The sequence below is a fragment of the uncultured Fibrobacter sp. genome, assembly GCF_937877005.1.
Lineage (GTDB): Bacteria > Fibrobacterota > Fibrobacteria > Fibrobacterales > Fibrobacteraceae > Fibrobacter.
The window spans coordinates 1-23125 of the sequence record NZ_CALEFV010000139.1 but is presented as its reverse complement, the minus strand read 5'-3'; the positions used below and the strand labels follow the sequence as shown (position 1 = coordinate 23125).

25 protein-coding genes and 1 pseudogene are annotated in these 23125 nt (G+C 51.2%); 21 read left to right on the top strand and 5 right to left on the bottom strand.

Annotated features, from left to right (window positions below):
- From Q0628_RS06930 to argS, 4 genes are all read left to right on the top strand, one after another.
- Nucleotides 1–583: hypothetical protein (locus tag Q0628_RS06930; RefSeq protein ID WP_366979068.1), on the top strand; the 583-nt coding region annotated here is incomplete at its 5' end.
- A 46-nt stretch (nt 584–629) separates the two neighbouring features.
- Entirely contained in the window at nt 630–1070 is a 441-nt protein-coding gene (locus tag Q0628_RS06925) for a LytR C-terminal domain-containing protein (RefSeq protein ID WP_298769475.1), read from the top strand.
- Nucleotides 1057–1470, top strand: coding sequence for a ribosome silencing factor (gene rsfS / locus Q0628_RS06920; RefSeq protein WP_173352226.1), 414 nt, complete (start codon nt 1057–1059; stop codon nt 1468–1470). The genes Q0628_RS06925 and rsfS overlap by 14 nt, the downstream gene beginning before the upstream one ends.
- Nucleotides 1457–3184 (top strand): arginine--tRNA ligase, encoded by a 1728-nt coding sequence (argS, locus tag Q0628_RS06915; protein ID WP_298769474.1) that lies wholly within the window; start codon nt 1457–1459, stop codon nt 3182–3184. The genes rsfS and argS overlap by 14 nt, the downstream gene beginning before the upstream one ends.
- A gap of 84 nt (nt 3185–3268) precedes the next feature.
- Here argS and Q0628_RS06910 read toward each other — a convergent pair whose 3' ends face one another.
- Nucleotides 3269–4384, bottom strand: coding sequence for a fibrobacter succinogenes major paralogous domain-containing protein (locus Q0628_RS06910; protein ID WP_298769473.1), 1116 nt, complete (start codon nt 4382–4384; stop codon nt 3269–3271).
- A gap of 174 nt (nt 4385–4558) precedes the next feature.
- On the opposite strand from Q0628_RS06910, the gene purU reads away from it, so the two are divergent.
- The 9 genes from purU (at nt 4559) to Q0628_RS06865 (ending at nt 11903) form a co-directional block, all read left to right on the top strand.
- The gene (gene purU / locus Q0628_RS06905; RefSeq protein ID WP_298769472.1) at nt 4559–5404 is read left to right on the top strand and encodes a formyltetrahydrofolate deformylase; all 846 of its coding nucleotides are present in this window, start codon (nt 4559–4561) and stop codon (nt 5402–5404) included.
- An 18-nt stretch (nt 5405–5422) separates the two neighbouring features.
- Nucleotides 5423–5926 (top strand): hypothetical protein, encoded by a 504-nt coding sequence (locus Q0628_RS06900; RefSeq protein ID WP_298769471.1) that lies wholly within the window; start codon nt 5423–5425, stop codon nt 5924–5926.
- A 2-nt stretch (nt 5927–5928) separates the two neighbouring features.
- Nucleotides 5929–6600 carry an orotate phosphoribosyltransferase gene (gene pyrE / locus Q0628_RS06895; RefSeq protein WP_298769470.1) on the top strand — a complete coding sequence of 224 codons (672 nt, stop codon included), beginning with the start codon at nt 5929–5931 and terminating at the stop codon, nt 6598–6600.
- Between the two features lie 6 nt (nt 6601–6606).
- Complete coding sequence (locus tag Q0628_RS06890; protein WP_298769469.1) at nt 6607–7296, top strand: hypothetical protein; 690 nt, start codon at nt 6607–6609, stop codon at nt 7294–7296.
- Complete coding sequence (locus tag Q0628_RS06885) at nt 7293–8564, top strand: hypothetical protein (RefSeq protein WP_298769468.1); 1272 nt, start codon at nt 7293–7295, stop codon at nt 8562–8564. Before Q0628_RS06890 ends, Q0628_RS06885 begins: the two co-directional genes overlap by 4 nt.
- A gap of 22 nt (nt 8565–8586) precedes the next feature.
- Nucleotides 8587–9981, top strand: a complete 1395-nt coding sequence (locus Q0628_RS06880; protein WP_298769467.1) for a DEAD/DEAH box helicase — start codon at nt 8587–8589, stop codon at nt 9979–9981.
- Between the two features lie 12 nt (nt 9982–9993).
- The gene (gene map / locus Q0628_RS06875; protein WP_298769465.1) at nt 9994–10755 is read left to right on the top strand and encodes a type I methionyl aminopeptidase; all 762 of its coding nucleotides are present in this window, start codon (nt 9994–9996) and stop codon (nt 10753–10755) included.
- A gap of 11 nt (nt 10756–10766) precedes the next feature.
- Complete coding sequence (locus Q0628_RS06870; protein ID WP_298769463.1) at nt 10767–11102, top strand: hypothetical protein; 336 nt, start codon at nt 10767–10769, stop codon at nt 11100–11102.
- A gap of 171 nt (nt 11103–11273) precedes the next feature.
- Nucleotides 11274–11903: an EcsC family protein gene (locus Q0628_RS06865; protein ID WP_298769461.1), complete on the top strand. Its 630-nt coding sequence runs from the start codon at nt 11274–11276 to the stop codon at nt 11901–11903.
- Nucleotides 11904–11979: 76 nt separating this feature from the next.
- Here the strand turns inward: Q0628_RS06865 and Q0628_RS06860 are convergent, their stop codons facing one another.
- Nucleotides 11980–12297 carry a TRL-like family protein gene (locus Q0628_RS06860; RefSeq protein WP_298769459.1) on the bottom strand — a complete coding sequence of 106 codons (318 nt, stop codon included), beginning with the start codon at nt 12295–12297 and terminating at the stop codon, nt 11980–11982.
- Between the two features lie 207 nt (nt 12298–12504).
- On the opposite strand from Q0628_RS06860, the gene fusA reads away from it, so the two are divergent.
- Both fusA and Q0628_RS06850 read left to right on the top strand, forming a co-directional pair.
- Nucleotides 12505–14634 carry an elongation factor G gene (fusA, locus tag Q0628_RS06855; RefSeq protein WP_298769457.1) on the top strand — a complete coding sequence of 710 codons (2130 nt, stop codon included), beginning with the start codon at nt 12505–12507 and terminating at the stop codon, nt 14632–14634.
- A gap of 268 nt (nt 14635–14902) precedes the next feature.
- Nucleotides 14903–16030 (top strand): hypothetical protein, encoded by a 1128-nt coding sequence (locus tag Q0628_RS06850; RefSeq protein ID WP_298769455.1) that lies wholly within the window; start codon nt 14903–14905, stop codon nt 16028–16030.
- Nucleotides 16031–16300: 270 nt separating this feature from the next.
- Here the strand turns inward: Q0628_RS06850 and mazG are convergent, their stop codons facing one another.
- Nucleotides 16301–17116 carry a nucleoside triphosphate pyrophosphohydrolase gene (gene mazG, locus Q0628_RS06845; protein WP_298769453.1) on the bottom strand — a complete coding sequence of 272 codons (816 nt, stop codon included), beginning with the start codon at nt 17114–17116 and terminating at the stop codon, nt 16301–16303.
- Between mazG and dprA the strand changes: the two genes are divergently transcribed.
- From dprA to Q0628_RS06830, 3 genes are read left to right on the top strand one after another with little or no spacing between them, the layout of a single operon-like run.
- Nucleotides 17115–18029, top strand: coding sequence for a DNA-processing protein DprA (gene dprA, locus Q0628_RS06840; RefSeq protein ID WP_298769451.1), 915 nt, complete (start codon nt 17115–17117; stop codon nt 18027–18029). The two genes, mazG and dprA, sit on opposite strands and share 2 nt — an antisense overlap.
- 31 nt (nt 18030–18060) lie before the next feature.
- A complete protein-coding gene (locus Q0628_RS06835) occupies nt 18061–18312 on the top strand; it encodes a septum formation initiator family protein (RefSeq protein ID WP_298769450.1) in 252 nt (83 codons plus the stop codon).
- A 21-nt stretch (nt 18313–18333) separates the two neighbouring features.
- On the top strand, nt 18334–20001 hold the full coding sequence (locus Q0628_RS06830) for an LTA synthase family protein (RefSeq protein WP_298769448.1): 1668 nt from the start codon (nt 18334–18336) through the stop codon (nt 19999–20001).
- A 52-nt stretch (nt 20002–20053) separates the two neighbouring features.
- Here the strand turns inward: Q0628_RS06830 and Q0628_RS06825 are convergent, their stop codons facing one another.
- Together Q0628_RS06825 and Q0628_RS06820 are read right to left on the bottom strand one after the other, a co-directional pair.
- On the bottom strand, nt 20054–20596 hold the full coding sequence (locus tag Q0628_RS06825; RefSeq protein ID WP_298769446.1) for a hypothetical protein: 543 nt from the start codon (nt 20594–20596) through the stop codon (nt 20054–20056).
- A gap of 99 nt (nt 20597–20695) precedes the next feature.
- On the bottom strand, nt 20696–21298 hold the full coding sequence (locus Q0628_RS06820) for a hypothetical protein (protein WP_298769444.1): 603 nt from the start codon (nt 21296–21298) through the stop codon (nt 20696–20698).
- 159 nt (nt 21299–21457) lie between these two features.
- Here Q0628_RS06820 and Q0628_RS06815 point away from each other — a divergent pair, with 159 nt between their 5' ends.
- The 3 genes and pseudogenes from Q0628_RS06815 to Q0628_RS06805 all read left to right on the top strand — a co-directional run.
- Nucleotides 21458–22057 carry a C40 family peptidase gene (locus Q0628_RS06815; protein WP_298769442.1) on the top strand — a complete coding sequence of 200 codons (600 nt, stop codon included), beginning with the start codon at nt 21458–21460 and terminating at the stop codon, nt 22055–22057.
- Between the two features lie 22 nt (nt 22058–22079).
- Nucleotides 22080–22931 carry a prephenate dehydratase gene (locus tag Q0628_RS06810; protein WP_298769440.1) on the top strand — a complete coding sequence of 284 codons (852 nt, stop codon included), beginning with the start codon at nt 22080–22082 and terminating at the stop codon, nt 22929–22931.
- 11 nt (nt 22932–22942) lie between these two features.
- Nucleotides 22943–23125, top strand: a pseudogene (locus Q0628_RS06805) (ribonuclease PH); the annotation flags it as partial.

Here is a 23125-nt window from a genome sequence, read left to right as displayed (position 1 = left end):
GCTGACAATAGTATTCGTAGCATTTGCTTTTGCTGAAAACCCCATAAAGGCAGACCCAGCTATTGTTTCTACAGCCAAAAAAGACTCTACCCTTGCAAAAAACGCCCCCAAAGACACCATTGTCGATACGGTTTACATCGTTCCCGACGACGGCATTCCCTGGAACCGCGAACATTTCAACCCCGAGCGCCTGGTGCGGCATGAAACATTTGACCCCGCGCTCAAAGTCGCCTACACCTACTCCGTGAGTTTCATGGGAGGATCTTTCGGTTCCTTTGCCCAGCAAAGCTACATGGCGCATTTTGCCTACGAATTTTCACCGGAGCTTCACTTGTACGCAAACATGGGCCTCTGGATGCCGCTATATTCCAATTTCCGTTTCGGCACGCCAATTGCCCGCGAGGATGTGCGACAGGGAAACATAGACATCATCCTCCCCGACATTGCCCTGGAATATAAGCCCAACGACAACATGACCTTCAAGGTAATGTTCATCAACGAAAACGACGCCTTCAAGGCTTACGGCCCCTACCGCCACTTCTACGGCGGATGCCCATGGAGAACGAGTTATTACTGTAGGTAAGCTGAATGACAAGCAAGGCGCATTTTTTCTAAATTTCAATAGGAAAATGTCCTTGATGTACGCCAAAACATTTCGCTCTTCTTTCGTCGCAATAGCCTTGATGGCCACATTGCTTTTTACGGGTTGCGAAGAGGAACAGAAGAAGGTTCCAGTAGAAAAGGTAGTACGCACCTACAAGGGGGATGTCGAGGTACTGAACAGCTGCGGGATGCAGGGAGCGGCTACCAAGATGCGCTCCTACCTGCGCGAAAATGGATTTGATGTCGTGAGTTCCAGAAATGACCGTCTGCAGAATTACGACGAGACGGTGCTTGTGCTTAGAAACCCCGAGTGGGAAGGCGCGAAGGCGCTAGCCAGCGCACTCAAGACGAAAAATGTACTTGTAGTCCACAGTAGCCGCGCCGTCGTAGATGCTGCCGTGTACATCGGCAAAGACTTTGAACAAATAATAGAACCCGAACAGGGAGAAACAGATGACAACGAATAAGCAAGAACTTCCCCAGTCCGTCCAAATGGGCGCAAGCATTCTGTTTGAGCTGCGCGCCCAGAACGTGCAGCTGATTGACCTACGCGGAATCAAGGATGTCACGGATTATTTCCTCGTGGCAACCTGCGAAAGCGAAGCCCAGATGCAGGCTATTCTGAACGAACTCCGCAAGGAATTCAAGGCGAACAAACTCCCCTCCGTGGGCGTGGAATACAAGGAAGGCGTTCGCTGGGCCGTGTTCGACGCTGGCCTCGACCTGATGGTCCACCTGTTCGAAGAAGAAAAGCGTAACGAGATTTCGCTCGACCGTCTCTATGCTGACGGCAAGATTGTGGAACTCGACGAAAATGACTTTGTAAAGACCACCGACAAGAAGGCCGACGACAATGAACTCGTTTGAGCAAGAAATCGCAGAGGCGCTCGCCGCCACCGGTTCCTTCGAGAAGGAAGCCGCTTTAAAGCTTATCTCCGTGCCGCCTGACACCACCCACGGCAACTTCACCATTCCGTGTTTTTCGCTCGCGAAGGTAATGCGCAAGGCCCCGAAGATGATTGCCGAAGATTTGGCCGCCCAGGTGAAGCTCCCGGCAGGACTTTCGAAGGTGGAAGCCGTAAACGGCTACCTGAACTTCTTCATTGACCGCGGATTCCTCGCGAAGTCCACTCTTGAAGAAATCGCTGCGAAGGGCCTGGAATACGGTCACGCCGCACCCAACGGGAAGGTCGTCTGCATCGACTTCAGTTCCCCGAACATCGGTAAGGAACTTGCCTTCCACCATCTGCGCTCCACGATGATCGGAAACTCGCTTTCCCGCATCTACAAGGCCGCAGGCTACAAGGTGGAACGCATCAACCACCTGGGCGACTGGGGTACCGCATTCGGCAAGCTCATCGTGATGTACCTGCGCGAAAAGCGCCCCACGGACGATGCCACGCTGGATAGCCTGACCGTGAAGGAACTAAACATCCTTTATGCAGCCTTCTCCAAGGCCAGCAAAGAAGAACCCGGCCTCGAAGACGAAGCCCGCGCCGCATTCACTAAGCTGGAACAGGGCGACGAATTCTACCGCAAGCTCTGGACCGCCTTCCGCGCCGCAACGCTCAAGGAACTCATGCGCATCTACGACATGATGGGCGTTGGCTTTGACCACTACACCGGCGAATCCTTCTTTGAAGACAAGATTCCCGCCATTCTCGACGAACTCCGCGAAAAGAACCTGATGGTGAAGAGCCAGGATCTGGACGTGGTGATGCTCGATGAATTCGACCTGAACCCCTGCCTTATCCGCAAGAGCGACGGATCTACGCTGTACGCGACCCGCGACTTGGCCGCCGCCTGCTACCGCAAGAAGGAATACAACTTCGACAAGTGCCTCTACGTGGTGGATTTGGGACAGGCACTCCACTTCAAGCAAGTGTTCCACGTGCTCAAGAAGATGGGCCGCGAATGGTACAAGGACATGTACCACATTCCGTTCGGCGTGATTCTGCAGTTGGTCGACGGCAAGTGGGAAAAGGGCAAGACACGCACAGGTACCGCAAGCCTGCTCCGCGACGTGATCGAAGCCGCCCAGAAGAAGATTCTCGAATTCATCGATGAGAAGAATCCAAACCTCGAGAACAAGGAACTCATCGCCCGCCAGATTGGCATTTCGGCACTCACCTTCAACGACCTCAAGAACAGCCGCCTGAAGGACGTGCGCTTTGACTGGGATGCCGTGATGAGCTTCGAAGGCGATACCGGCCCGTATGTACAGAACGCCCACGTGCGCCTCTGCAGTATCATGCGCAAGGCCGGCATCGATCGCGCTGACCTCGCCGCCGCAATCAAGGACGTGAACTTCGCCGAACTCAGCGACGATGCTGCCTACAGCCTCATCAACATCCTGTCGAAGAAAGGCAAGAAGATTCTGGATGCCGTGGCCGGTGACGAACCGAGCGTGCTCGCCCAGTATGCCCTGGAAATCGCCGAAGCCGCGCACAAGTTCATCCACGAAGACCGCGTGCTCGGGAGCGCCGAAGAGAAGTCCCGTCTGTTCCTGGTTCAGGCGACACAGATTGTGCTAGAAAACGTGCTCGATTTGCTCGGACTCTTCCCGATTCGCCAGATGTAAAAAAACACAAGCCCTATGGGCTTGCGTTTTTTCAATTGACAATTGATGATTGATAATTATCAATTATACATTATCAATCATCAATCAATTTCCGTTGATGCAGCGAACGGAGTAGGCGTTGGTCTTGCTCGGTACCAGCTGACGAACCATTTGGTCACTCATGCGGCCCATGGCCCAAATCCAGATAGTTTCGTTGCGGCCGTTCTGTGCAGACCAGAAGCCGGCATATTCGCCCATGTCTTCGTAGCGGACAATTGACTTACCCACCATCTTGCGGTAACCCGAAGAAAATACGGAAAAACCATATTCGTCCGTACCACCGCCACCCTGCCAGCCGGTAGTTGCCTTCAGCTTGCTTGCGAATTTTTCGCACTTATCCACGCCATCATAGCAGCCCGTTAAACCCTTGAGCATATCATCCCATTCGCGGTCACGCGGCAAGTGCCAGCCTTCGGGGCAAGCCTTGCGGGCTCCTTCCAAATCGTAAAGACGGCCACCACGGATGCAGTAGTTTTCCTTGTCTTCGTAGCACCAGGAATGTCCAGGCACTTCATAGTTCACATTCTGGGCGAACCATTCACGGCCTTCCACCTTGATGGTGCGGTACACCTGGCCGTCACGCGGATCCTTGAACATGCCGGACTTGTCACGAATGTCGGAACGATGTTCCTGTTCTGCACGGCGGAATTCCACGACACGCTCGCGTCGATACTTTTCACGACCTTCAAATTCATGAGCCCAAACTTCCTGCGCCTTGGGATTCGCAAATTTAATTCTCAAGTCTCCAACAGCATACAGTTCATTACCGCAAGCGAGATCGACACCGGCAATGTTCACGATCAACTGATCGCTACCGAAAGCGCGGGGCTTGTTGAAATAGGAAATCCACGCTTCTTTCGATTCGTTACAGGTCGCATAGAAATTTTCCTTTTCAATCTTGTTGGCAGGAACCGTCATCGTTCCAGCAACGGAGAATGCAAACAGGCTGTCATTAACTTTGAACGAGACCGGCTGCACTTCCTTGTAGTGCGTGTACTTACCAAAGCGAATATTGCCTTCGATTTTAGCAGAGGAATAGTCGCCTTCACCTTCAGCATTATAGATAGCATCCCAGCTCTTGGGAGGCGTTGCAAAAGACTGAACCACAGCAAAGCCACTCACAAGACCGAGCATGATCATCAAAGAGAATTTACCGTTCATTTTTCCCTTCTTGAAAAAAATACCATTCCAATAGTAGAAATTTTCGAACAAAATTCACAAGACTCGGCCATAAATTAAAGTCCATTTATTGCATACGAAATAGAGATTACCCAAAAAGCCTCTTTTTTGTAAACGATTCTAAAAAAAACTCCGCCGTTTTTATAATTTTGGGCTATGGCTATTAACCGTTATATTTTACAGATTCATTGCCCCGACCAAAAGGGACTTATTGCCGGAACCACCCAAGTTCTAGCAAAGGCCGGAGCAAACATAATTGACCTACAACAGCACACTGCCAAAGATATCGAGACCTTTTTTCTGCGAGCCGTTTTCGAAGCCGAATCCGAAAACATCGAGGAAGTCCGGAAGCACCTGGAAACCCTGGAAGGGCATCTCCAGCTGAACTGGAAACTCTTTGACACGTCCAAGACGGAACGCGTGGCTATCTTCGTATCCAAGACCGACCACTGCCTTTACGACCTTTTGCTCAAGCACCGCGACGGAGACCTCCCCTGCGAATTCAGTTGCATCGTCGGAAACCACCCCGACCTCGGTCCTGTCGGCGGAACCTTCGGCGTGCCCTTCTACTATGTACCGTCGAACCCAGACAAAAGTATTCCTGAAAACCGCTTCAGGGAAATCATCGCCGAAACAAAAACCGACACGGTCGTCCTCGCTCGCTACATGCAGATTCTGAGCGAAGCGTTTACCGAAGAGTTCAAGTACCGAATCATCAACATCCACCACGGATTCTTACCGGCATTCAAAGGCGCGAAGCCCTATCATCAGGCTTGGCACAAAGGGGTTAAAATCATCGGTGCCACGGCCCATTTTGCCACAGAAGACCTAGACCAGGGCCCCATCATCTGTCAGGATATCCAACGCGTACCTGAAACCGCAAGCATCGACGAGCTTGTTGAACTCGGTAAGGATATCGAAAAACGCACCTTGTCCGCCGCACTCAAGCTGTGGCTAGAGCATCGTGTATTCGTTTTTGCCGGCAGAACATTTATCCTTTAGAATTTCACAGGAGACATCATGTCCGAAGAACTCAAAAACGAAAATATAGCCGAAAACACTGCTCCGGTAACCGAACCTGTACAGGACGCCTCTGCTCCCGCAGCCCCTGTTCAAGAAGCACCTGCTGAAGCGCCGGTAGAACAGCCGACCGCACCAGCAATGACCCAACCGCAGGTGATTGTCCAGCGCGAACGCGGATTTTCCCACTATGTGGGATTCGCACTGCTGAGTATTCTCTGCATCTGCTTCTATTTCATGCCAGGAATTGCACTCACCTATGCCATCAGCCTCATTCCGGGCATTTCGCTCGGTGCCATCGCTGCATGGACTTTCAGCGCCATCCTGAGCGTCATCGCCTGGCTCATTTTCAAGTTGAAAATCAAGGGCTTCAAGAAGTCGTTCTATTTCTACATCAGTCTCTGCATCGTGACCTTGATTCTGCTTGTCGTCATCGAAGTCCTTACAGAAGAATCCAATGTCTTCGCGAACATTTTTAGTCTCCTCTGCGGAGCAGGTGCATAACCATGAATATCAAAGATCAATTTGTCCATTTTCTCGTTGAAGCCGGCGCACTGAAATTCGGCAGCTTCGTGACCAAGAGCGGTCGCGAGACTCCGTACTTCATCAATACCGGAGAGTTCCGCACCGGAGCGACACTTTCGAAGCTTGCCGAGTACTACGCGAGCACCTACATGGTCCACTTCGACGGCAAGGCCCAGAACCTCTACGGTCCGGCCTACAAGGGCATTCCGCTCTGCGCCGCAACAGCGATGAAACTCAGTGACGTGTACGCCCAAAATCTCACCTTTACCTACAACCGCAAAGAGGCGAAGGACCATGGTGAAGGCGGCATGCTCGTCGGCTACAAGTACACCGAGAAGACGAATGTCGTAATTATCGAGGACGTGATTACCGCAGGTACCAGCGTGAACGAGACGATGCAGGCGCTCTCTAAAATCGAGAACGCGAATGTCATCGGTCTCCTCATTTCCGTCGACCGCAAGGAAAAACTTGACAACGGCAAGTCCGCGCTTCAGACGGTGCAGGACGAATACGGCATCGAGGCACACTCCATCATCGACATAAACGACATCATTGCATTCCTCGAAAGCGAAGAGAACCGCAAGGCGATTAACGCCCCCGAAGGAATCCTTGACAAGGTGTATGCTTACCGCGAAAAGTGGGGTGTCCAGTAGATTATCATGGGCTACCGTCTTTTGACATGCCTTTTAGTCTTGGCGCTGTCGCTTGTCGGCTGCGCCAATTCTTACCATTGGTCCAAAAGACATCCTGCCTACACTCAGCCGCCCTATGGCGAACTTGCAATCACCGGACTAGAAAAAGCATTCGTCCTGACACGAACCAAGTGGTTTGCCAATAGGCTCGGTTACGGCGACAGCACGCAGGTGAAAGCAACCGCATTCTGCGCCAACGCCATGAAGGCCGAATTTCAAAGTCTCTATAGCAAGCTTACGGTCCTCCCCGACTCGAGTCTAGCCAAGTCTCCCGAAGAAAGTCTCAAACTGGACGAACGAATATTTATCAAAGGAATCTTGCCGGAACAGGGCATTTCCATTACGGCTCCCGACGGAAAAATTCCACCGCAGATTCTACTCGTTCATGAAGTCATCATCGGAACGGACCTAAAACGCGAAAATTTCTTTGACTACGCCCTCATCCATAACGAAAGCGAAGAAAAGAGAGAAGTCCAGAACATTAGCGCCATCGTATCGTACACCTTGTGGGACAACATTAGACAGAGGCCGCTGTTCAGCGCTGTCGATGAAATCCAGCACCCGGTCAGGACGCTTACCGAGCAGGACATGCAACAGCTGATGCACCTTACCGTGCAGCAAATCCGCAAGAACCTTTATCAGGGAGCCGGGAGATGAGGCGGGTCATATTTGCATTGCTAAGTCTGTTCCTATGCACCGTCTCGGTTGCAGCAAAGGACATCTACTTCGATTCCAAGTGGACCCTCTGGCAAGATGCGGACATCCTCATTTGGACCACCGAGAAAGAATCGCCAATCGATCCCAAGGAATTCTGTCTTTCGCTTAAGCGCAACAACTCGGGTATCGGAAGCCCCAAATGCAGGCTTCTGGGCGAATGGGAACGAGATTCCGTCGCCATGCGTTACGCAAGTTGGCTCAAGAACAACATGGATCCTTCGCTAGACGCGTCCTACCTAAAATCCCGTCATCCTGCCATGGCAGCCCATTTCCAAGAACTCGAAGACAAAATTGTCCTATTTATCGCAGACCAGGGAGACTATCTACAGATAGCAATCTTTGACGAGACTGCTCACGAACCAAAGACTGCGGGCTCCATTCTGAAAAAACCGGACAAGATTGCCTTGGGCGACGAAATCGCATCGGCGTTCTTTAACCGTTATACAAAGCGTCGCCTGAGCAAGGAAGAACGTCTAAAAAGGGACACCGAACCGGACGACCTCTACAAGGAAACTCCAAGTTTCAGAACATGGATCGGGATTTCTGCGGGATTAGCACAGGCCCAGATTCCGTTCACACCGGATAACTGGTACAAGCGTAAAGTCAATAGCAGGGTCCGCAACTATCGAATCACCAGGGACTCCGTAAGCCTATGGAACTTCATTGACGATTCAACGCCCCTCTTCACTTTATATGCTGGAGGAATCTGGTTCGGCTTTATCGGCGGCGAAATTTTCTACCGTTATTCAAAGCACGATGTCAAGACCGACGACAAAGATCCCATTTACAAGGAACTGGACCATTGGTATTTTTCGCAGCACGAAGTCGGCCTCAATGTATTGATTTCACACACCTATTCGCCCCTAAAATGGATGGACTTACACCTATTCACCTTTCTCGGATTCCAGTACAGTTTTTACTCCGAGGACATAGAACTGAAAAGCAACATAAAGAAGCCTTCCAAGGAATACGAAACGCGCGTTGAATTCGAAGACGCCTACAAAGGCGCCCTGCTTGGAATCGGCACGCAATGCGTGTTTCTGCAGCACTACGGCATCAGTATCCGCACTGGGGTTTCGAGCCGAGGCAGGGATGTTTATACCGAGCCATCGCCCGATGCTGCAGCCGAGCCAACGACAATTGGCGCAAGCACGATCGACTGGTTTATCAGCTTCGGCTTAGAATATCACTGGAGCCTCGGCAATTAATTTTTCTATCTTTGCGTTCACTATGAGCGAAGAAGTAAAAGAAGAAAAGAAAGAAGAAAAAGTCAATCCGTTTTTGACTCCCGTAAAAATCATCGAACCTGAACACAAGCTCCCTGACTATACCTTTGACATGCTGCCCGAAGAACAGAAGAATATTCTTCGCGGACACGGCTGGACCGACCTGATGCCGGTGCAGCGCAAGACGATTCCTTACATGCTCGCCGCACGCGATATGCTGGTGCAGTCCAAGACCGGTTCGGGAAAGACCGGCGCCTATGTACTCCCGCTTTTGCAGGTGATTGTACGCGACCATATTTTCCCGCAGGCTCTGATCTTGGTGCCGACTCGCGAACTCTGCTTGCAGGTTCAAGACGAAATTGAAAAGCTCTCTGCTGGTACGGGCATCCGTTCCGTCGCGATTTTCGGTGGTGTGAGTTACGAACCGCAGCTGAAGGCACTCAAGAACGGCGTACATATCATTGTCGCAACGCCGGGCCGACTGATGGACCACGTGCAGCGCGGCAATGTGGACTTCCTCGACATCCGTGACCTGATTCTGGACGAAGCCGACGAAATGCTCTCGATGGGATTCTACCCCGATATGCAGAAGATTCGCCGCTACCTGCCCAAGCAGATTGCCTGTACCATGTTCAGCGCCACGATTCCGCAGACGGTGAAGAGCCTCGCCCGCGAATTCCAGCGTCCGAGCGCCGAATTCCTTTCGCTCAGCTACGACAAAGTAATCGCCAACAATCTGGAACACCGCTGGTACCCCTGCGACGTGATGGACAAGGATTCCATGACCATCAAGGTGCTGGAATACTACAACCCCGAAAGCTGCATGATTTTCTGCAACAAGAAGAGCGACGTGAGCTACCTGGAACAGGTACTTTCGGGCTACGGATTCAATGTAGGGGCACTTAGCGGCGACGTGGCGCAGAACATGCGCGAAAAGACCTTGAACGCCTTCCGCGAAAAGAAGCTCCGCATTCTCATTTGTACCGACGTGGCCGCCCGCGGTATTGACGTGGACCACGTGACCCACGTGATTGTGTACGACCACCCCGACGACCACGAAGTGTACGTGCACCGTAGCGGACGTACCGCCCGTGCGGGCCGCAGCGGACTTTGCATTTCGCTGATTACGCCGGTCGAAGAAATCGACATGAAGCAGACCGCCGCCGACTTCGGCATCAACTTCATCAAGATGGATGTTCCGACAAACGAAGAAATTGCGAAAAAAGTAAGCGAACGCGTCCGCATGAAGCTCGAACAGGAAAAGAACCACTTCGGTGGTCAGAAAGCCCGCGAACGCATCAGCCGCGTGATTCCGCTGGTGAAGGAACTCGCAGGCGGCACCGAAGAAGATCAGATGCTGCTCGCCTACCTTGTTGACCGCTACGCATGGAAAAAATAGGACAACATAATAATGGCTAAGATTAAGATTAAATCCGCAAAAGAAATTGAACTGATCCGCGATGCCGGCGCTCTTGCCGCCGAAACGCTTATCCTTGCCGGCGAAATGTGCAAACCGGGTGTTTCCACCCTCGAGATTGACGAATTCATCGGAGACTACACCCGCAAGCACAAAGGCATTTCCGCCTGCATGGGCTATCACGGCTATCCGCGCTATGCCTGCATCAGCATCAACGAAGTCGTATGTCACGGCATACCGAACGCCCAGACGATCCTGAAGGACGGCGACATCGTGAACATTGATATCACCACCATCCTTTCGGGTTACCACGGCGACACTTCCGCCATGTTCTGCGTGGGTAAAGTTTCGAGCATCGCACAGGAACTGGTCGACACCGCCAAGTTCTGCATGGAAGAGGGCATCCGCGCCGCCGGCGAACAGGGCGCACGCTTCAGCGATATCGGCTGCGCAATCCAGGACATTGCCGACGAACACGGTTTCAGCGTCGTAGAGGACTATTGCGGTCACGGTATTGGACGCGGATTCCACGAAGAACCGACTGTGCTCCATTTTCGCAATTCCGAACGCACGCCCTACATCGAAATCGGCAATGTATTTACCGTAGAACCCATGATCAATGTGGGTCGCCCGGGCACCAAGACTCTCAGCGACGGCTGGACAGCCGTCACCCGCGACGGATCTCTTTCCGCCCAGTGGGAACACACCATCGTGCGCACCAAAGACGGAATCGAAATCTTGACGCTTCCGCGCTAATCGAGATAGGGATGTCGCTATTAGGCAATCTCCGCAATAAGGCGGTCGAAAAATTCGTCAAGAACCACGAACTGGTCAAGCGCTTTGGCGATGTCCAGTCCGTGTCCATTGATTCGGACAATGGTACCGCCGACGTGAGCGTACTTCTGCACGGCGAAATTTTCCCAATCAAGTTCCGCGGATACTACTATTTCGATGACACCGAAACAGGTACCGACATCGTAATCCGCAAAATCACGAGTGAACGCGAGTGGATTGACCAGGCTCTTTCGTACTGGCTCGAAGGCAAGACGCTCCGCTACAACCTTCCCGGAATCACCGGCGGCCTCGCGAAGATTATATTCTGATGTGAGGCGTGTTAAACGATACTTGATGCTTTAGCACCCTAGTCGAGTTTTCCTCTATGAGGAAATGTGAAATGAGAAACTATTCATCACACACTTCACACTTCACACTTCACACTTCACATTTCACATTTCATATTTAATAATGTATATTAGTCCCGTAAGGAGACTTTTATGAGCGATAGCGAAGAAGAGAAATTTGACAAGATTAAGGAAAAGATCAGTTCGTTACTCGTGGAACTGGTGACCGATATTCCCGAATCCCTCTATACCCCCACTCAGGATCCTGACGAAAAAATAAAGAAACTCATCCGCCAGGCAGCCCTCAAGGCATCCGTAGTAAGCGCAACCCTTTCTGTTCCGGCAGGCGTTACGGGAGTTCTGACCTCCATACCGGATATCGCCGCCATTTGGCGTATCCAGGCACAGCTCGTATCCGATATTGCCGCAACTTACGGCAAGTTTGCACAGCTCAGCCGCGAAGCGATGATCTGGTGTCTGTTCCGGCACAGTGCAGCACAGTTGGTCCGCGACATAGCGGTGCGTACCGGCAGCCGAGTCGTCGTGCAAAAGCTTTCCATGGCAGCCCTCGAAGCTCTATTAACAAAAATCGGCATCAAGGTTTCGACCAAGTTCCTAGGAAAAGTCGCTCTTCGCGCCATTCCGGCCATCGGAGCCATCGGTAACGGAGCCTACTCCTTCTACGACACGACCGAAGTCGGAAAGACCGCCGCGACCTATTTCAAGGCTCTCGCAGACAAATCTAGCGAGCCGACGGTCGAAGACGCCGAGATTTCCTCCTAGATTCCTTTTTCTAACGAAAAGAGACGGTTGCCGATAGGCAACCGTCCTTTTTAGGGGTCTCCTAAACCCAAATTGATTACTCGCCCGTCACGACGACAGTGTACTTGGCGTAGATACCGATGATGCTCGTAGCCTTGACATCGACGGTCTTCACCTTGGTGATACCGCCATTCTTGGCAGCTTCGGCAACACTGGCGTTACCGGTAGCGATAATGCCGAGGATAGAAGTTGCAGAGGCTTCACCCGTCTTGGAGCCCTGTTCGGTTGCGGTAGCCGTAATCGGATAGTCCATATCGGTGTAGATAACGCCTGTCAACGGTGCAGCGGCAACGGCGCAACCGGAAAGGGCTGCAGCAGAAGCGATTGCAGAGGCAAGAAGAATTGCTTTTTTCATTTTTTGATTCCTTTCTGTTGTATGTAATGCATTGAAAATGTAACAAAAAAAACATCAAAAAAGGGATTTTCTTTATTTTTTTTCAATTTTTATTCAAAAAGGCATGAGTGTGCCCCTTTCAAACGGGCTGGACTTGAATGATCCCCCCTTTTTTTCTATCTTTGGGCGCAACTCAAACAAACATCAACTCCATTTGTGGAATAAAAAATGAAAAACATCGAAAAACACAGAAACATCGGTATTTCTGCCCACATCGACTCGGGTAAGACAACCCTTACCGAACGCATCCTCTACTTCACAAAGCGTATTCACGCTATCCACGAAGTTCGTGGTAAAGACGGCGTCGGCGCCACGATGGACTCCATGGAACTTGAACGCGAACGCGGCATCACGATTCAGTCCGCCGCTACGTTTGCAAACTGGACCCACACCAAGACCGGCGAAGCCGACTCCATCAACATCATCGATACCCCGGGGCACGTGGACTTCACGATCGAAGTGGAACGTTCTCTCCGCGTGCTTGACGGTGCTATCCTCGTTCTTACCGGCGTGGAAGGCGTGCAGTCCCAGTCCATTACCGTTGACCGCCAGATGAAGCGCTACCATGTACCGCGCGTCGTGTTCGTGAACAAGTGCGACCGCTCCGGTGCTAACCCGCTCCGCGTGGCTGTCATGCTCAAGGAAAAGCTCAACCACAAGCCCTGCGTCATGCAGATTCCTATCGGTCTCGAAGACCAACTGAAGGGCGTGGTCGACCTCGTCGAAATGAAGGCCTACTACTTCGAAGGCGCTAACGGCGACGACATGATCGAAAAGGAAATCCCGGCCGAACTCGTCGACCAGGCAAACGAATACCGTGAAAAGCTCGTTGACTGCTGCGCAGACTACAGCGACGAAATCATGGAAAAGGCCATGGAAGGCCAGTATGGCGTCGATGAAATCGACAAGGACCTCATCAAGGCCACCATCCGCAAGGCTACCATCAGCCTCGAAATCACCCCGGTTTTCATGGGTTCTGCCCACAAGAACATCGGCGTGCAGAAGCTCCTTGACGGCGTTATCGACTACCTGCCGAACCCGACTCAGGTTGAAAACAAGGCCCTCGACATCGACAACAACGAAGCCGAAGTCATTCTCGAAAGCGCCGACGACAAGCCGCTCGTCTGCTACGCATTCAAGCTCGTGAACGACCGCTATGGTCAGCTCACCTACATCCGTATTTACCAGGGCACCCTCAAGAAGGGCGACATGATTACCAACATGGCCACCGGCAAGAAGGTGTCCGTGGGCCGTCTCGTGCGTATGCACGCCGACGAAATGGTGGATATCACAGAAGCCGGAGCAGGAGACATCGTCGCTCTGTTCGGTATCGACTGCGCCTCCGGTACGACCTTTACCGATGGCAAGAACCACTACAACATGACTTCCATGCACGTGCCGAATCCGGTGATCGAGCTCGTGATCGAAGCCAAGAACCGTGACGACCTGGACAACATGTCCAAGGCTCTGAACCGCTTCACCAAGGAAGACCCGACGTTCCAGGTGGAAGTCGACAAGGAATCCGGCCAGACCATCATCAAGGGTATGGGCGAACTTCACCTCGACGTTTACATCGAACGTATGCGCCGCGAATACAAGTGCGACGTGACGACCGGTGCTCCGCAGGTGGCTTACCGCGAAACCATTACCCGTCCGGCCAAGTTCGACTACACTCACAAGAAGCAGACCGGTGGTTCCGGTCAGTACGCTAAGGTTGTCGGCGAAATGCGTCCGATGGCTGTCGAAGGCGACCAGGAAAAGGTTTACAACTTCGTGAACTCCGTCGTGGGTGGCCGTATTCCGAAGGAATACATCCCGTCTTGCGACAAGGGTTTCCAGAGCTGCATGGAAGCTGGTTCCTTGATCGGCTTCCCGGTTGTGGGTATCGAAATGGAAGTTCAGGATGGTGCATACCACCCGGTCGACTCCTCTGATATGGCGTTCCAGGTTGCTGCCCGTATGGCCTTCCGCGAAGCTTTCGAAAAGGCTGGCGCTCAGATCCTCGAACCGATCATGAAGGTCGAAATCCAGACTCCGACTGAATTCCAGGGTTCCGTCGTGGGTAACGTTTCTCAGCGTCGTGGTACCATCACCGGTACGAGCGAAGAACTCGGCATGACCACCATCACCGCCGAAGTCCCGCTTTCCGAAATGTTCGGTTACGCCACTGACCTTCGTTCCATGACCCAGGGTAAGGCAGAATTCACCATGGAATTCTGCAAGTACCTCCCGGTTCCGAAGAACATTCAGGACGAACTCATCAAGAAGTACGGCGACAAGGCCAAGGCTCGCGCCTAACACGACCGAACTGGCTAAACTCAACAGAGTCCTTACTCTGGAGCCAGTTCTCTCGCCACCACGACTCGTTAATACGAGTCGCTTGAGGCTCACAAAAAGCTAAAAAAGAAGCTAAGCCAAGCTTCTTAGAAGTTTAAAGAACTCGGAGCAACCGCTCCGGGTTCTTTTTTTTGTGAACTGCAGCACATGCTATTCCGCATCGAGAAAAAAAGCCGGCATAAGGATTCGTTTTTTTTTACATTTATAAAAAAATCTACCAAGGAGCAATATGATGAAGCACCTTTCAAGAGCAGCACTACTGGGCACAACGATGGCCGCCGCATTCGGTTTTTACGCCTGCGGAGACGACAGCAGCTCGGGACCGTCGAATCCAGGTAACGAAGTCATGTCCTCTTCTTTCCAGATGATCATCGACGACAAGTCGCAAACCATCTCCCTTTCTGGAGACGGCTTCAAGGAAAACATGTGCATCGTGAACGGCGAGACGGTCCAGTGGAAACCGGTTCAGACATCGCCCGGCGACATGCTCGCCAAGTACATGTTCGTCGGCGACACGCTCGTCCTGTTCTGGCAGGACGAAGACGGCGATTTCGAAAACTATGGCGAGATGTTCATTGGCGGTTCTGCAGGCAGCGTTTACGGAACCTGGAATATGGTTCCCTGCGAATACAAGGAATCTCGAGGCAGCAGCCGTTGCGACGATGAATTGGATTACGATCTTTCGCTCACGATCGCAAGCAACTCCATCAAGATTACGCAGGTCAAAAACGCTGGAGAAGGTCCCGCATTGGATTATTCCACCAGCGAATATAGATGGAGCCTCTACGTAGCGCTTTATACGGGAGTCGCCAGTAATCTCGACCCGACAGACCTTTCATATAATAGCCTCTCGGAGGCAGGACCATTCGCATCAAAACCAGAAGTCCAGGCAGCCCTAGGAATCGTATCTTCTGACTTATCCACAACAGGAGAAACCATCTCCATCGCCGGAAAGACATTCACCGTAAAAGTCAAGGATTTCCAGACCTTCATCGATAACGACAATAACGGCGCATCCGTAGACATCTCCGCGGATGGAGTCACCTGCAACAGCACCGTCGAAAGGATATATGATCTGACGAGCGACTATTGCAAGGCAGAAAACATGGACTACTTTGACACCGACTATGACTTCGACGCCAACGGCAACAAGTATTACTATGTTGACCGCTACTACAAGAGCAACATGGATGAATTCTACGCCTGCATGCAGGGAATCATGCCCCCGCCCAGCGGAACCGAAGAAGACCTGTTGAGCAAAGTAGTAACACCGCTTTACAAGAAGACTGCTGAACAGGACGACATCCAGGCAATCCTGAAAAAATCCCAGAAGCGTCTGAGCCGCCTCGCCAAGTAAACCGACAAAACAAGAACTTCAAATCCCCAGTGCACTTGTTGCTCCAGGGGTTTTTTGTATAAAAAAATCCCGCAGGGGCCTTTGGGAACCCCTGCGGGAAAGTGGAATTAGAAGAAAACAAGCGTGCTTCCGGTCTGTTCTACCCCGCGGTTCGATCCGGCATCCCTTCTCTAGAACCAGAATGGACTGGAAGCACATTAACTAATATAGCACGGATTTTTTCATTACGGGAAAAAATTTGCCGAAGGCATAATCCACATTAGAATGATTCTACTTGGAACCTGACGACTTGACTTCGGCTTTAGCTTCTTTCCAAATCTGCTGCAGGCCTTCGAGACCAACATCCTTCATGTCCTTTCCCTGTTCGCGGACCTTCTGTTCAACGATACGGAACCGCCTTTCAAACTTGGAATTCGCGCGTTCTAGCGCAAGCGCCGCATTGAAGCCACAGTGACGCGCCACGTTCACCAGGCTGAACATGATGTCGCCAAATTCGTCTTCCATTCGCTCTACATTGTCATTTTCGCCGGAAGCCGCTTGCATTTCAGCGCGAAATTCACTAAATTCCTCAACAGCCTTGTCAAAGACAGGTTCAGCCTCGATCCAGTCAAACCCTACCTTGGCGGCGCGGCGCTGAATCTCCTGGGCTCGTGCGAGCGTCGGCATGCTCCTGCTTACTTTGTCCATAGCGGACATGCCCGCCATTTTTACATTATTCTTTTCTTGCGCCTTGATGTGTTCCCACTGGCGACGAACGCCATTCGAATCATCGACCTTCGCATCGCCAAAGACATGCGGATGGCGCCGAATCATCTTTTCGCAGATTCCCTGCACCACGTCGTCGATTGAGAAATCACCGTTTTCCTTCGCGACCTGAGAATGGAATACCACCTGGAACAGCACGTCGCCGAGTTCCTCGGCCATGTGCGGTTTATCGTCCGCCTGGGCGGCATCGATGTATTCATGGGATTCTTCGACAAGATAGGGCAACAGGGACTGATGCGTCTGCTTGCGGTCCCACGGGCAGCCTTCCGGAGAGCGGAGGGTCGCCATAATTTTCACCAAGTCTTCAAAGGAGTATTTCATGTTGAACAAAGATAGAAACTATGTAGAGCTTAGCGCAGAAGTTTTTCCGCTCGCACTCGCGCAATCAAAATTCAAGCCATCGACATTGTACTGCCGAGGGACACTCCCCCCAGCAGACGGAATCGGTATCGCCATGGTTGGAACGAGGCGGCCATCCAGTTCAGCCCGCGAACTTTGCCTTAGGCTTGTCAAGTCGCTCCAGGGTTCGCAGGCGGTCGTCGTCTCGGGTCTTGCTCAGGGAATCGACAGTTACTGCCACGAGGCCGCCCTGGAATACGGAATCCCGACAGTCGCCGTCATCGCACAGGGCCTGAACATTCCCATTCCCGGAGACCGAGCCGCCCTCGCAGAAAGGATTATCGAAGCAGGAGGCTGCATTCTCTCGGAATACGAAGCGGATTTTCCAGCATACAAGGGAAACTTCCCCGCCCGAAACCGCATCATCAGCGGGCTTTCGCGAGCAACCGTCCTGGTTCAGAGCAAGGTCAAGGGTGGCGCCCTAATAACTGCCGACTACTGCCTAAAGGAAAATAAGACCCTCATCGCCATCCCCGGAAACTTCGACAGCGAACATGCGAGCGGGCCCAACATGTACCTGGATCAGGGAAAGGCGAAACCCGTCTTTTTGCCCGAAAACCTGCATCTCGTCGCCGGACTTCCAAAAAACGCCACAACCGGCAAACAGGCCAAGACCGCAAGCCTCGTCCAGATTGACGCCACCGGATGCAAGCTTTCTCCCGCGGCTATCAACATTTTTAGAAATTTCAATGGGTTCCGGAAGACAATTTCGGAGATTCAGGAGGAATGTAACTTAAAGACAGGCAACATTTTAGCTATATTAACAGAGCTGGAACTTGCGGGACTTGTCACCACCAGCGACAACTTTCAGTTCTACTTTAACGGGACCACCTGAATTGAACAAGCGACTTCTGATTTTCCTGCTGATGCTGATCCTATCCGCCATAGTGGTGGTGTTTCACATCATGTTCGGCAAGAACAGCCTCAAGGAGCAACGCAAGGTCACGCACGAAATCGAGAAGTTCCAGGCCCAAATAGACTCGCTACAGCAGGTTCTCGATTCCTGCAATCTTGAGATCGAACGCCTCAAGAACGATTCGCTCTACAAGGAGGAACTGCTGCGGACCCGCTACGGAATGAGTCACAAGGGCGAAAAGGTATTCCAGCTGACAAAATAGCCAGCAGAACCTTCAGCGGAAATGAAACAGATCGTTGCAAGATTCATCATACTCTTTTTCGACATCCTGCATGTCGTCATGATTGCCTTTGCGATCGGTTTCGTCCGACATTTCCATTTTGACTTCAATCTTAGCGACCTGCTCGTCGCAACAGCTCTATACTCCGGATTCCGAATCTATCATTACAGGAAAAATCTAGACCAGGCTAGACAACCTGTCGTCGCAAGGAAGGCCATTCTCATATGGCTCTACCTGTTCCTTCTGATTGCTCTGCCGACGGCACTCGTGTGGGTAAAGAAGACCTTTCCCATCCAGAATCCCGACCTCACGATCATGACATTGCAAATGCCTGTCGACGGATTCGTCCTCGTATTTGTGCAGGACCTCCTCGAAAAGGTCGGATTCTACGCATTGCTTCTCTCGCTTGCGCTGCTATGGCCTATCTATGATTTCTTTCATGATCTGCGATTCCGCAAGTCCATCTTCGCAGCAGCCTTTGTCGCCATTCTTGTCGCAGGCTCTGCACCATTTTGGAGCGCCATTTCGTCAAGAGCCCTCGATCAATACGTCAACTACTTCCTTAACGAACCCGAAGAACTACACCCTTCCAAATTCTACCAGGAAAATTTCGTTCACTACAAGCCGGATATGGTTTCGGCAGACGACACGACACGCAACCTCATCTTCATTTACGTAGAATCGCTCGAGAACTCCTTTATCCAGCATATTCCCGAAATCCGAGACCTCTACAATAGCGGGCTCGTATTCACAGACAAGAAAGGATACGGTGGCGGGACAAACATCATTGGGGCTTCCACGACCATTTCTTCGATGGTTTCCAAGACGACAGGCATGCCGCTCCTTTGCGGATCGTCGTTCATGAACAACTTCGGGGAAACTCAGATGTCCTTCTTCGACAGTCTCCCCGGCATATACGACATACTGCATCAATTCAACTACAGGAATTTCTATGTGCAGGGAACACCTGCAAAATTCGGTGCAACAGGGCCATTCTTCCTTGCTCACGGAATAGACGAACTTTACGACAAGGACGACATAGAAAAGATGGTTAAAGACAGGGGCGAGACATACCGCCGCAAGGGGCCGGGACTTGCCGACGCCGATGTTCTGGATTACGCCAAAATGATTCTAGACACCTTGTCAAACCGCCCCTTCTCCATGACCATCACCACTATCGACACGCATTTTCCCAATGGGTTTCTCGACAAGCGTTGCGGCGATGTGCCGAAAAATCTATCGGGCAAGGAACACTATGCAGCCGTCCTGAGATGCACCTCGAAGAGAATAGGGCAATTTGTACAATGGGTGCAAAGCCAACCTTTCGGAAACAACACCGAAATCGTCATCGCCGGAGATCACCTCTTCATGGCCAAGTCTCCCGTTTCCAAAATGTTGCAACGCGACCGTCGTTTCCTGAACATTTACATCAATCCTAAAAATTCCTCCGAGCAGACCAAACGACGCTACACCTCGCTCGATTCCGGACCGACCGTTCTCGAGACGATGGGTTTCCATATCGAAGGGCACCGCCTGGGCTTCGGCACAAGCCTGCTATCGCAAGAGAAGACTCTTATCGAAGCTGCCCCTCGCGGATTACTGGTAAGACATCTTCGCGAGCTTTCGGGATCAATCGAATACAACAACTTGTTCAAGAATAAAGCTCCATAAAAAATCCCCGGAAAAACATCCGGGGATTCTTCAAATGTCTAGCAGAGTTCTATTACTTAAAGCGCTTCAGCATACGCTTAATTTCACGATTGTATTCGCGCCAGAATTCTGCCCTAGACTCTGATGCAGCAGACTTCTTGTACATCGGAGTGAAGTATCCGTCGGAATCATAGACATCATCGTCATAATAACCATCCGCATAGGGATCCTTTTTCTCTGCCATATCGTAAACGCAATCTTCAAATTCGTCATCATTTTCCATCCGGAACATATACCCATAAGTAATCTTTTTCCCGGTATAATCATGGACATAGTCGGTACGATAGTGATCAAAGTATTCCGAACTACAAGCATCACGGTCAATATCGTCTCCTTCCAAGTCACCTTCCGCATATTGATAGGAACAAGATTTTCCGTCCGATGTCAAAGTCACGTCAATCGACAGGTTTTGGTACTTGTCCAGTTTGAACTTCTTTGCAGACAATTCGTAAGTCTTGTCATTGACGGTAAACTTCACGGAGCTCTTCGACTTGGAATTTTCCTGTATATTATATTCCTGGGCGATCTCTGCGACATCTTCCTCATTGTTTTCCACAGCACTATATCCAGACCTTATATAAATGCTAGAGTATGCATCTCCCAGAGATTTATACAGAGAATAGAGCAAGCCCGATTTCGATATGTCATCGGTGTATTAGTCATCATCGTCATAATCGTAATCATAGTCATAGCCGTAGTCATCGTCTTCCAGCTCTATCCATTCATAGGATGCATGAATCGAGCCCGACGAGATATCCAGGGTAATCTTTCCCCAGCCATCATCAGACGAGTAGCACAAGACATCGCCCTCTTCGTATACTCGACAAGGAACGGAAACCCATGTTCCCTTGATAGACGAGTTATCCCCACCCACAAAGATTCCACCAATAATGCCACTGTAATCATAGTCATAGCCCGACTTGAAGACGACAGCATTATTTCCCTTGATAGAAACTTTCAGTTCGTTCTTTATAAAGTCGACCTGTTCCTGGTGCAGCGTTATAAAATCATATTTGATGCTAGACGTATCATTGCCTTCGTCAATAGTCTTCCAGGAGGCACTTTTATTCGCAGAATCGAGAACGCAGAGTTCTTCCTCATTTTCCTGGTAATAGACAATGGTTCTAGTGGATTCATCTAAACTGATGACCGATACATCGATGCTTTCGCCCGAAGTGGAACTAGAATCATCGCTACAGGCGACAAAACCGAACGCAGAACACAACCCAACGAAGGCTAGCTTCTGGTAAAACCTCATAACATTTCTCCTTTAATAAGATTTTCGTTTGAAACATAATTATTTTTTTCAATATAAAGGACATCTTTTTTTTACATTTCACGCATAATTGCATTTCCAATGATGTTGTCGCGATCCATACTCACCGGACTTTTCCTGGCACAACTCAGCCTAGGGCTGATGTGTTGCAGTTTTCCGGTGCGGACCGGCTACGATAGGAACATCGGCGACTACAAGCCTGTCGCAGCAAGCGAAACGGCAGCGACTGTTACTGAAAAAAAGCCCCAGGCAACAACCAGCGCGCCACAAAATGCTGCAAGGCAGGATTCCTCCAAGCACATGAACTCCGTCGACAAGGCACGAGCCGCCATCAACAAGAAAGAAAAGGAAAAGGCTGCTCAAAAAACGGCCCCACGAGGCAACCTCGAAAATTACGCCAGAGGATGGATGGGCGCCAAGTATGTTTACGGAGCTGCTTCCAGAACCAAGACCGACTGTTCCGGTTTCGTGATGCAGGTTTACAAGGGGTACTACAACATTTCCCTGGACCACAGCGCATCGAGAATGTACAAGGACGGTCGCGGAAAATCCGTGAGCCGAGGGAGCCTCAAGGAAGGGGATCTCGTATTTTTCGGCAGCCTCTGGAAGATAGACCATGTCGGAATCTACCTATCGGGCGATCGATTCATCCACGCAAGTTCAAGCAAAGGAGTCATGATTTCTCCGATGCAAGACAAGTACTGGGAGCCTAAATATCAAGGCGCCAGAAGGTTTAATTAATTTTTATTTTATATTTCTACCCATGAAAAAAATTGCATTCCAGGGACGCAAGGGTGCCTATAGCGACTGCGCCGCGCATTACCTTTTCGGCGAAGACATCGAGACTTTGCCGATGGACACTTTCGAAGAAATATATCAGGCCATCGAAACCGGAGAAGCCGATGGTGGAGCAGTTCCTATCGAGAACTCGACTGCTGGTTCCATCGAAGCCAACTACGACTTGCTCTACAAGTGGCGACATCGCATAGTAGGCGAAGTCATGCTACGCATCGAGCACACACTGTGCGTAATGCCGGGAGTCAAGCTGGGTGACCTCAAGCGCGTCTACAGTCACCCGCAGGCACTCGCCCAATGCTCCAAATTCTTTGCAGAAAATCCGCAAATCAAGGCAGTTCCCGCCTTCGATACAGCGGGTTCCGCCGAAGAGCTCGCCGCGCGAAAAGCGTTGGACGAAGGAGCGATAGCGAGCGCCTATGCTGCAAAAATTTACAACCTCGACATTTTGAAGGCTGGGCTTGAAAACCTGAAGGGAACCAACTTCACGCGCTTCTATGGTATTCAGAAAGTGCCAACCGCATTCAAAGACACCGCAAGTGCCAAGACAACCATGCTGTTCGAACTGGCAGACGACCATGCGGTGGGCGCTCTCTACAATGCACTCGGTTGCTTTGCGAAACGCGGCATCAACCTGACTCGCTGCGAAAGCAGACCACATCCGGACAAGCCGTGGGAATACATTTTCCATGTTTCCTTCGAGGCGAACGTGAACGAAGAACGGGCTCAGTCAGCACTGGCAGAACTCAAAAACTACACGAGCCAGATGTATATTCTGGGAACATTTAAGAAGGGCGTCGTCGAGACGCTGAAGTACTAAAGGGATTGAAAATGGCATACGAACGTACCGACCGAAAGTTTGACGAATACCGCAACCTCAAGATGACCGTAGGTTTTATTTCCAGTGCAGATGGTTCCGTCCTTATCGAGATGGGCCGCACCCGCGTCATCTGTAACGCGACACTTCTCCCGAAGGTTCCCGACTGGCTTGCCGGCAAAGGCACCGGCTGGATT

What these genes read in the sequence shown, in the direction of transcription:
- Q0628_RS06925 (WP_298769475.1), top strand. Translation starts at nt 630, where the DNA reads ATGTCCTTGATGTACGCCAAAACATTTCGCTCTTCTTTCGTCGCAATA.
- rsfS (WP_173352226.1), top strand. Translation starts at nt 1,057, where the DNA reads ATGACAACGAATAAGCAAGAACTTCCCCAGTCCGTCCAAATGGGCGCA.
- argS (WP_298769474.1), top strand. Translation starts at nt 1,457, where the DNA reads ATGAACTCGTTTGAGCAAGAAATCGCAGAGGCGCTCGCCGCCACCGGT.
- Q0628_RS06910 (WP_298769473.1), bottom strand. Translation starts at nt 4,384, where the DNA reads ATGAACGGTAAATTCTCTTTGATGATCATGCTCGGTCTTGTGAGTGGC.
- purU (WP_298769472.1), top strand. Translation starts at nt 4,559, where the DNA reads ATGGCTATTAACCGTTATATTTTACAGATTCATTGCCCCGACCAAAAG.
- Q0628_RS06900 (WP_298769471.1), top strand. Translation starts at nt 5,423, where the DNA reads ATGTCCGAAGAACTCAAAAACGAAAATATAGCCGAAAACACTGCTCCG.
- pyrE (WP_298769470.1), top strand. Translation starts at nt 5,929, where the DNA reads ATGAATATCAAAGATCAATTTGTCCATTTTCTCGTTGAAGCCGGCGCA.
- Q0628_RS06890 (WP_298769469.1), top strand. Translation starts at nt 6,607, where the DNA reads ATGGGCTACCGTCTTTTGACATGCCTTTTAGTCTTGGCGCTGTCGCTT.
- Q0628_RS06885 (WP_298769468.1), top strand. Translation starts at nt 7,293, where the DNA reads ATGAGGCGGGTCATATTTGCATTGCTAAGTCTGTTCCTATGCACCGTC.
- Q0628_RS06880 (WP_298769467.1), top strand. Translation starts at nt 8,587, where the DNA reads ATGAGCGAAGAAGTAAAAGAAGAAAAGAAAGAAGAAAAAGTCAATCCG.
- map (WP_298769465.1), top strand. Translation starts at nt 9,994, where the DNA reads ATGGCTAAGATTAAGATTAAATCCGCAAAAGAAATTGAACTGATCCGC.
- Q0628_RS06870 (WP_298769463.1), top strand. Translation starts at nt 10,767, where the DNA reads ATGTCGCTATTAGGCAATCTCCGCAATAAGGCGGTCGAAAAATTCGTC.
- Q0628_RS06865 (WP_298769461.1), top strand. Translation starts at nt 11,274, where the DNA reads ATGAGCGATAGCGAAGAAGAGAAATTTGACAAGATTAAGGAAAAGATC.
- Q0628_RS06860 (WP_298769459.1), bottom strand. Translation starts at nt 12,297, where the DNA reads ATGAAAAAAGCAATTCTTCTTGCCTCTGCAATCGCTTCTGCTGCAGCC.
- fusA (WP_298769457.1), top strand. Translation starts at nt 12,505, where the DNA reads ATGAAAAACATCGAAAAACACAGAAACATCGGTATTTCTGCCCACATC.
- Q0628_RS06850 (WP_298769455.1), top strand. Translation starts at nt 14,903, where the DNA reads ATGATGAAGCACCTTTCAAGAGCAGCACTACTGGGCACAACGATGGCC.
- dprA (WP_298769451.1), top strand. Translation starts at nt 17,115, where the DNA reads ATGTTGAACAAAGATAGAAACTATGTAGAGCTTAGCGCAGAAGTTTTT.
- mazG (WP_298769453.1), bottom strand. Translation starts at nt 17,116, where the DNA reads ATGAAATACTCCTTTGAAGACTTGGTGAAAATTATGGCGACCCTCCGC.
- Q0628_RS06835 (WP_298769450.1), top strand. Translation starts at nt 18,061, where the DNA reads ATGCTGATCCTATCCGCCATAGTGGTGGTGTTTCACATCATGTTCGGC.
- Q0628_RS06830 (WP_298769448.1), top strand. Translation starts at nt 18,334, where the DNA reads ATGAAACAGATCGTTGCAAGATTCATCATACTCTTTTTCGACATCCTG.
- Q0628_RS06820 (WP_298769444.1), bottom strand. Translation starts at nt 21,298, where the DNA reads ATGAGGTTTTACCAGAAGCTAGCCTTCGTTGGGTTGTGTTCTGCGTTC.
- Q0628_RS06815 (WP_298769442.1), top strand. Translation starts at nt 21,458, where the DNA reads ATGTGTTGCAGTTTTCCGGTGCGGACCGGCTACGATAGGAACATCGGC.
- Q0628_RS06810 (WP_298769440.1), top strand. Translation starts at nt 22,080, where the DNA reads ATGAAAAAAATTGCATTCCAGGGACGCAAGGGTGCCTATAGCGACTGC.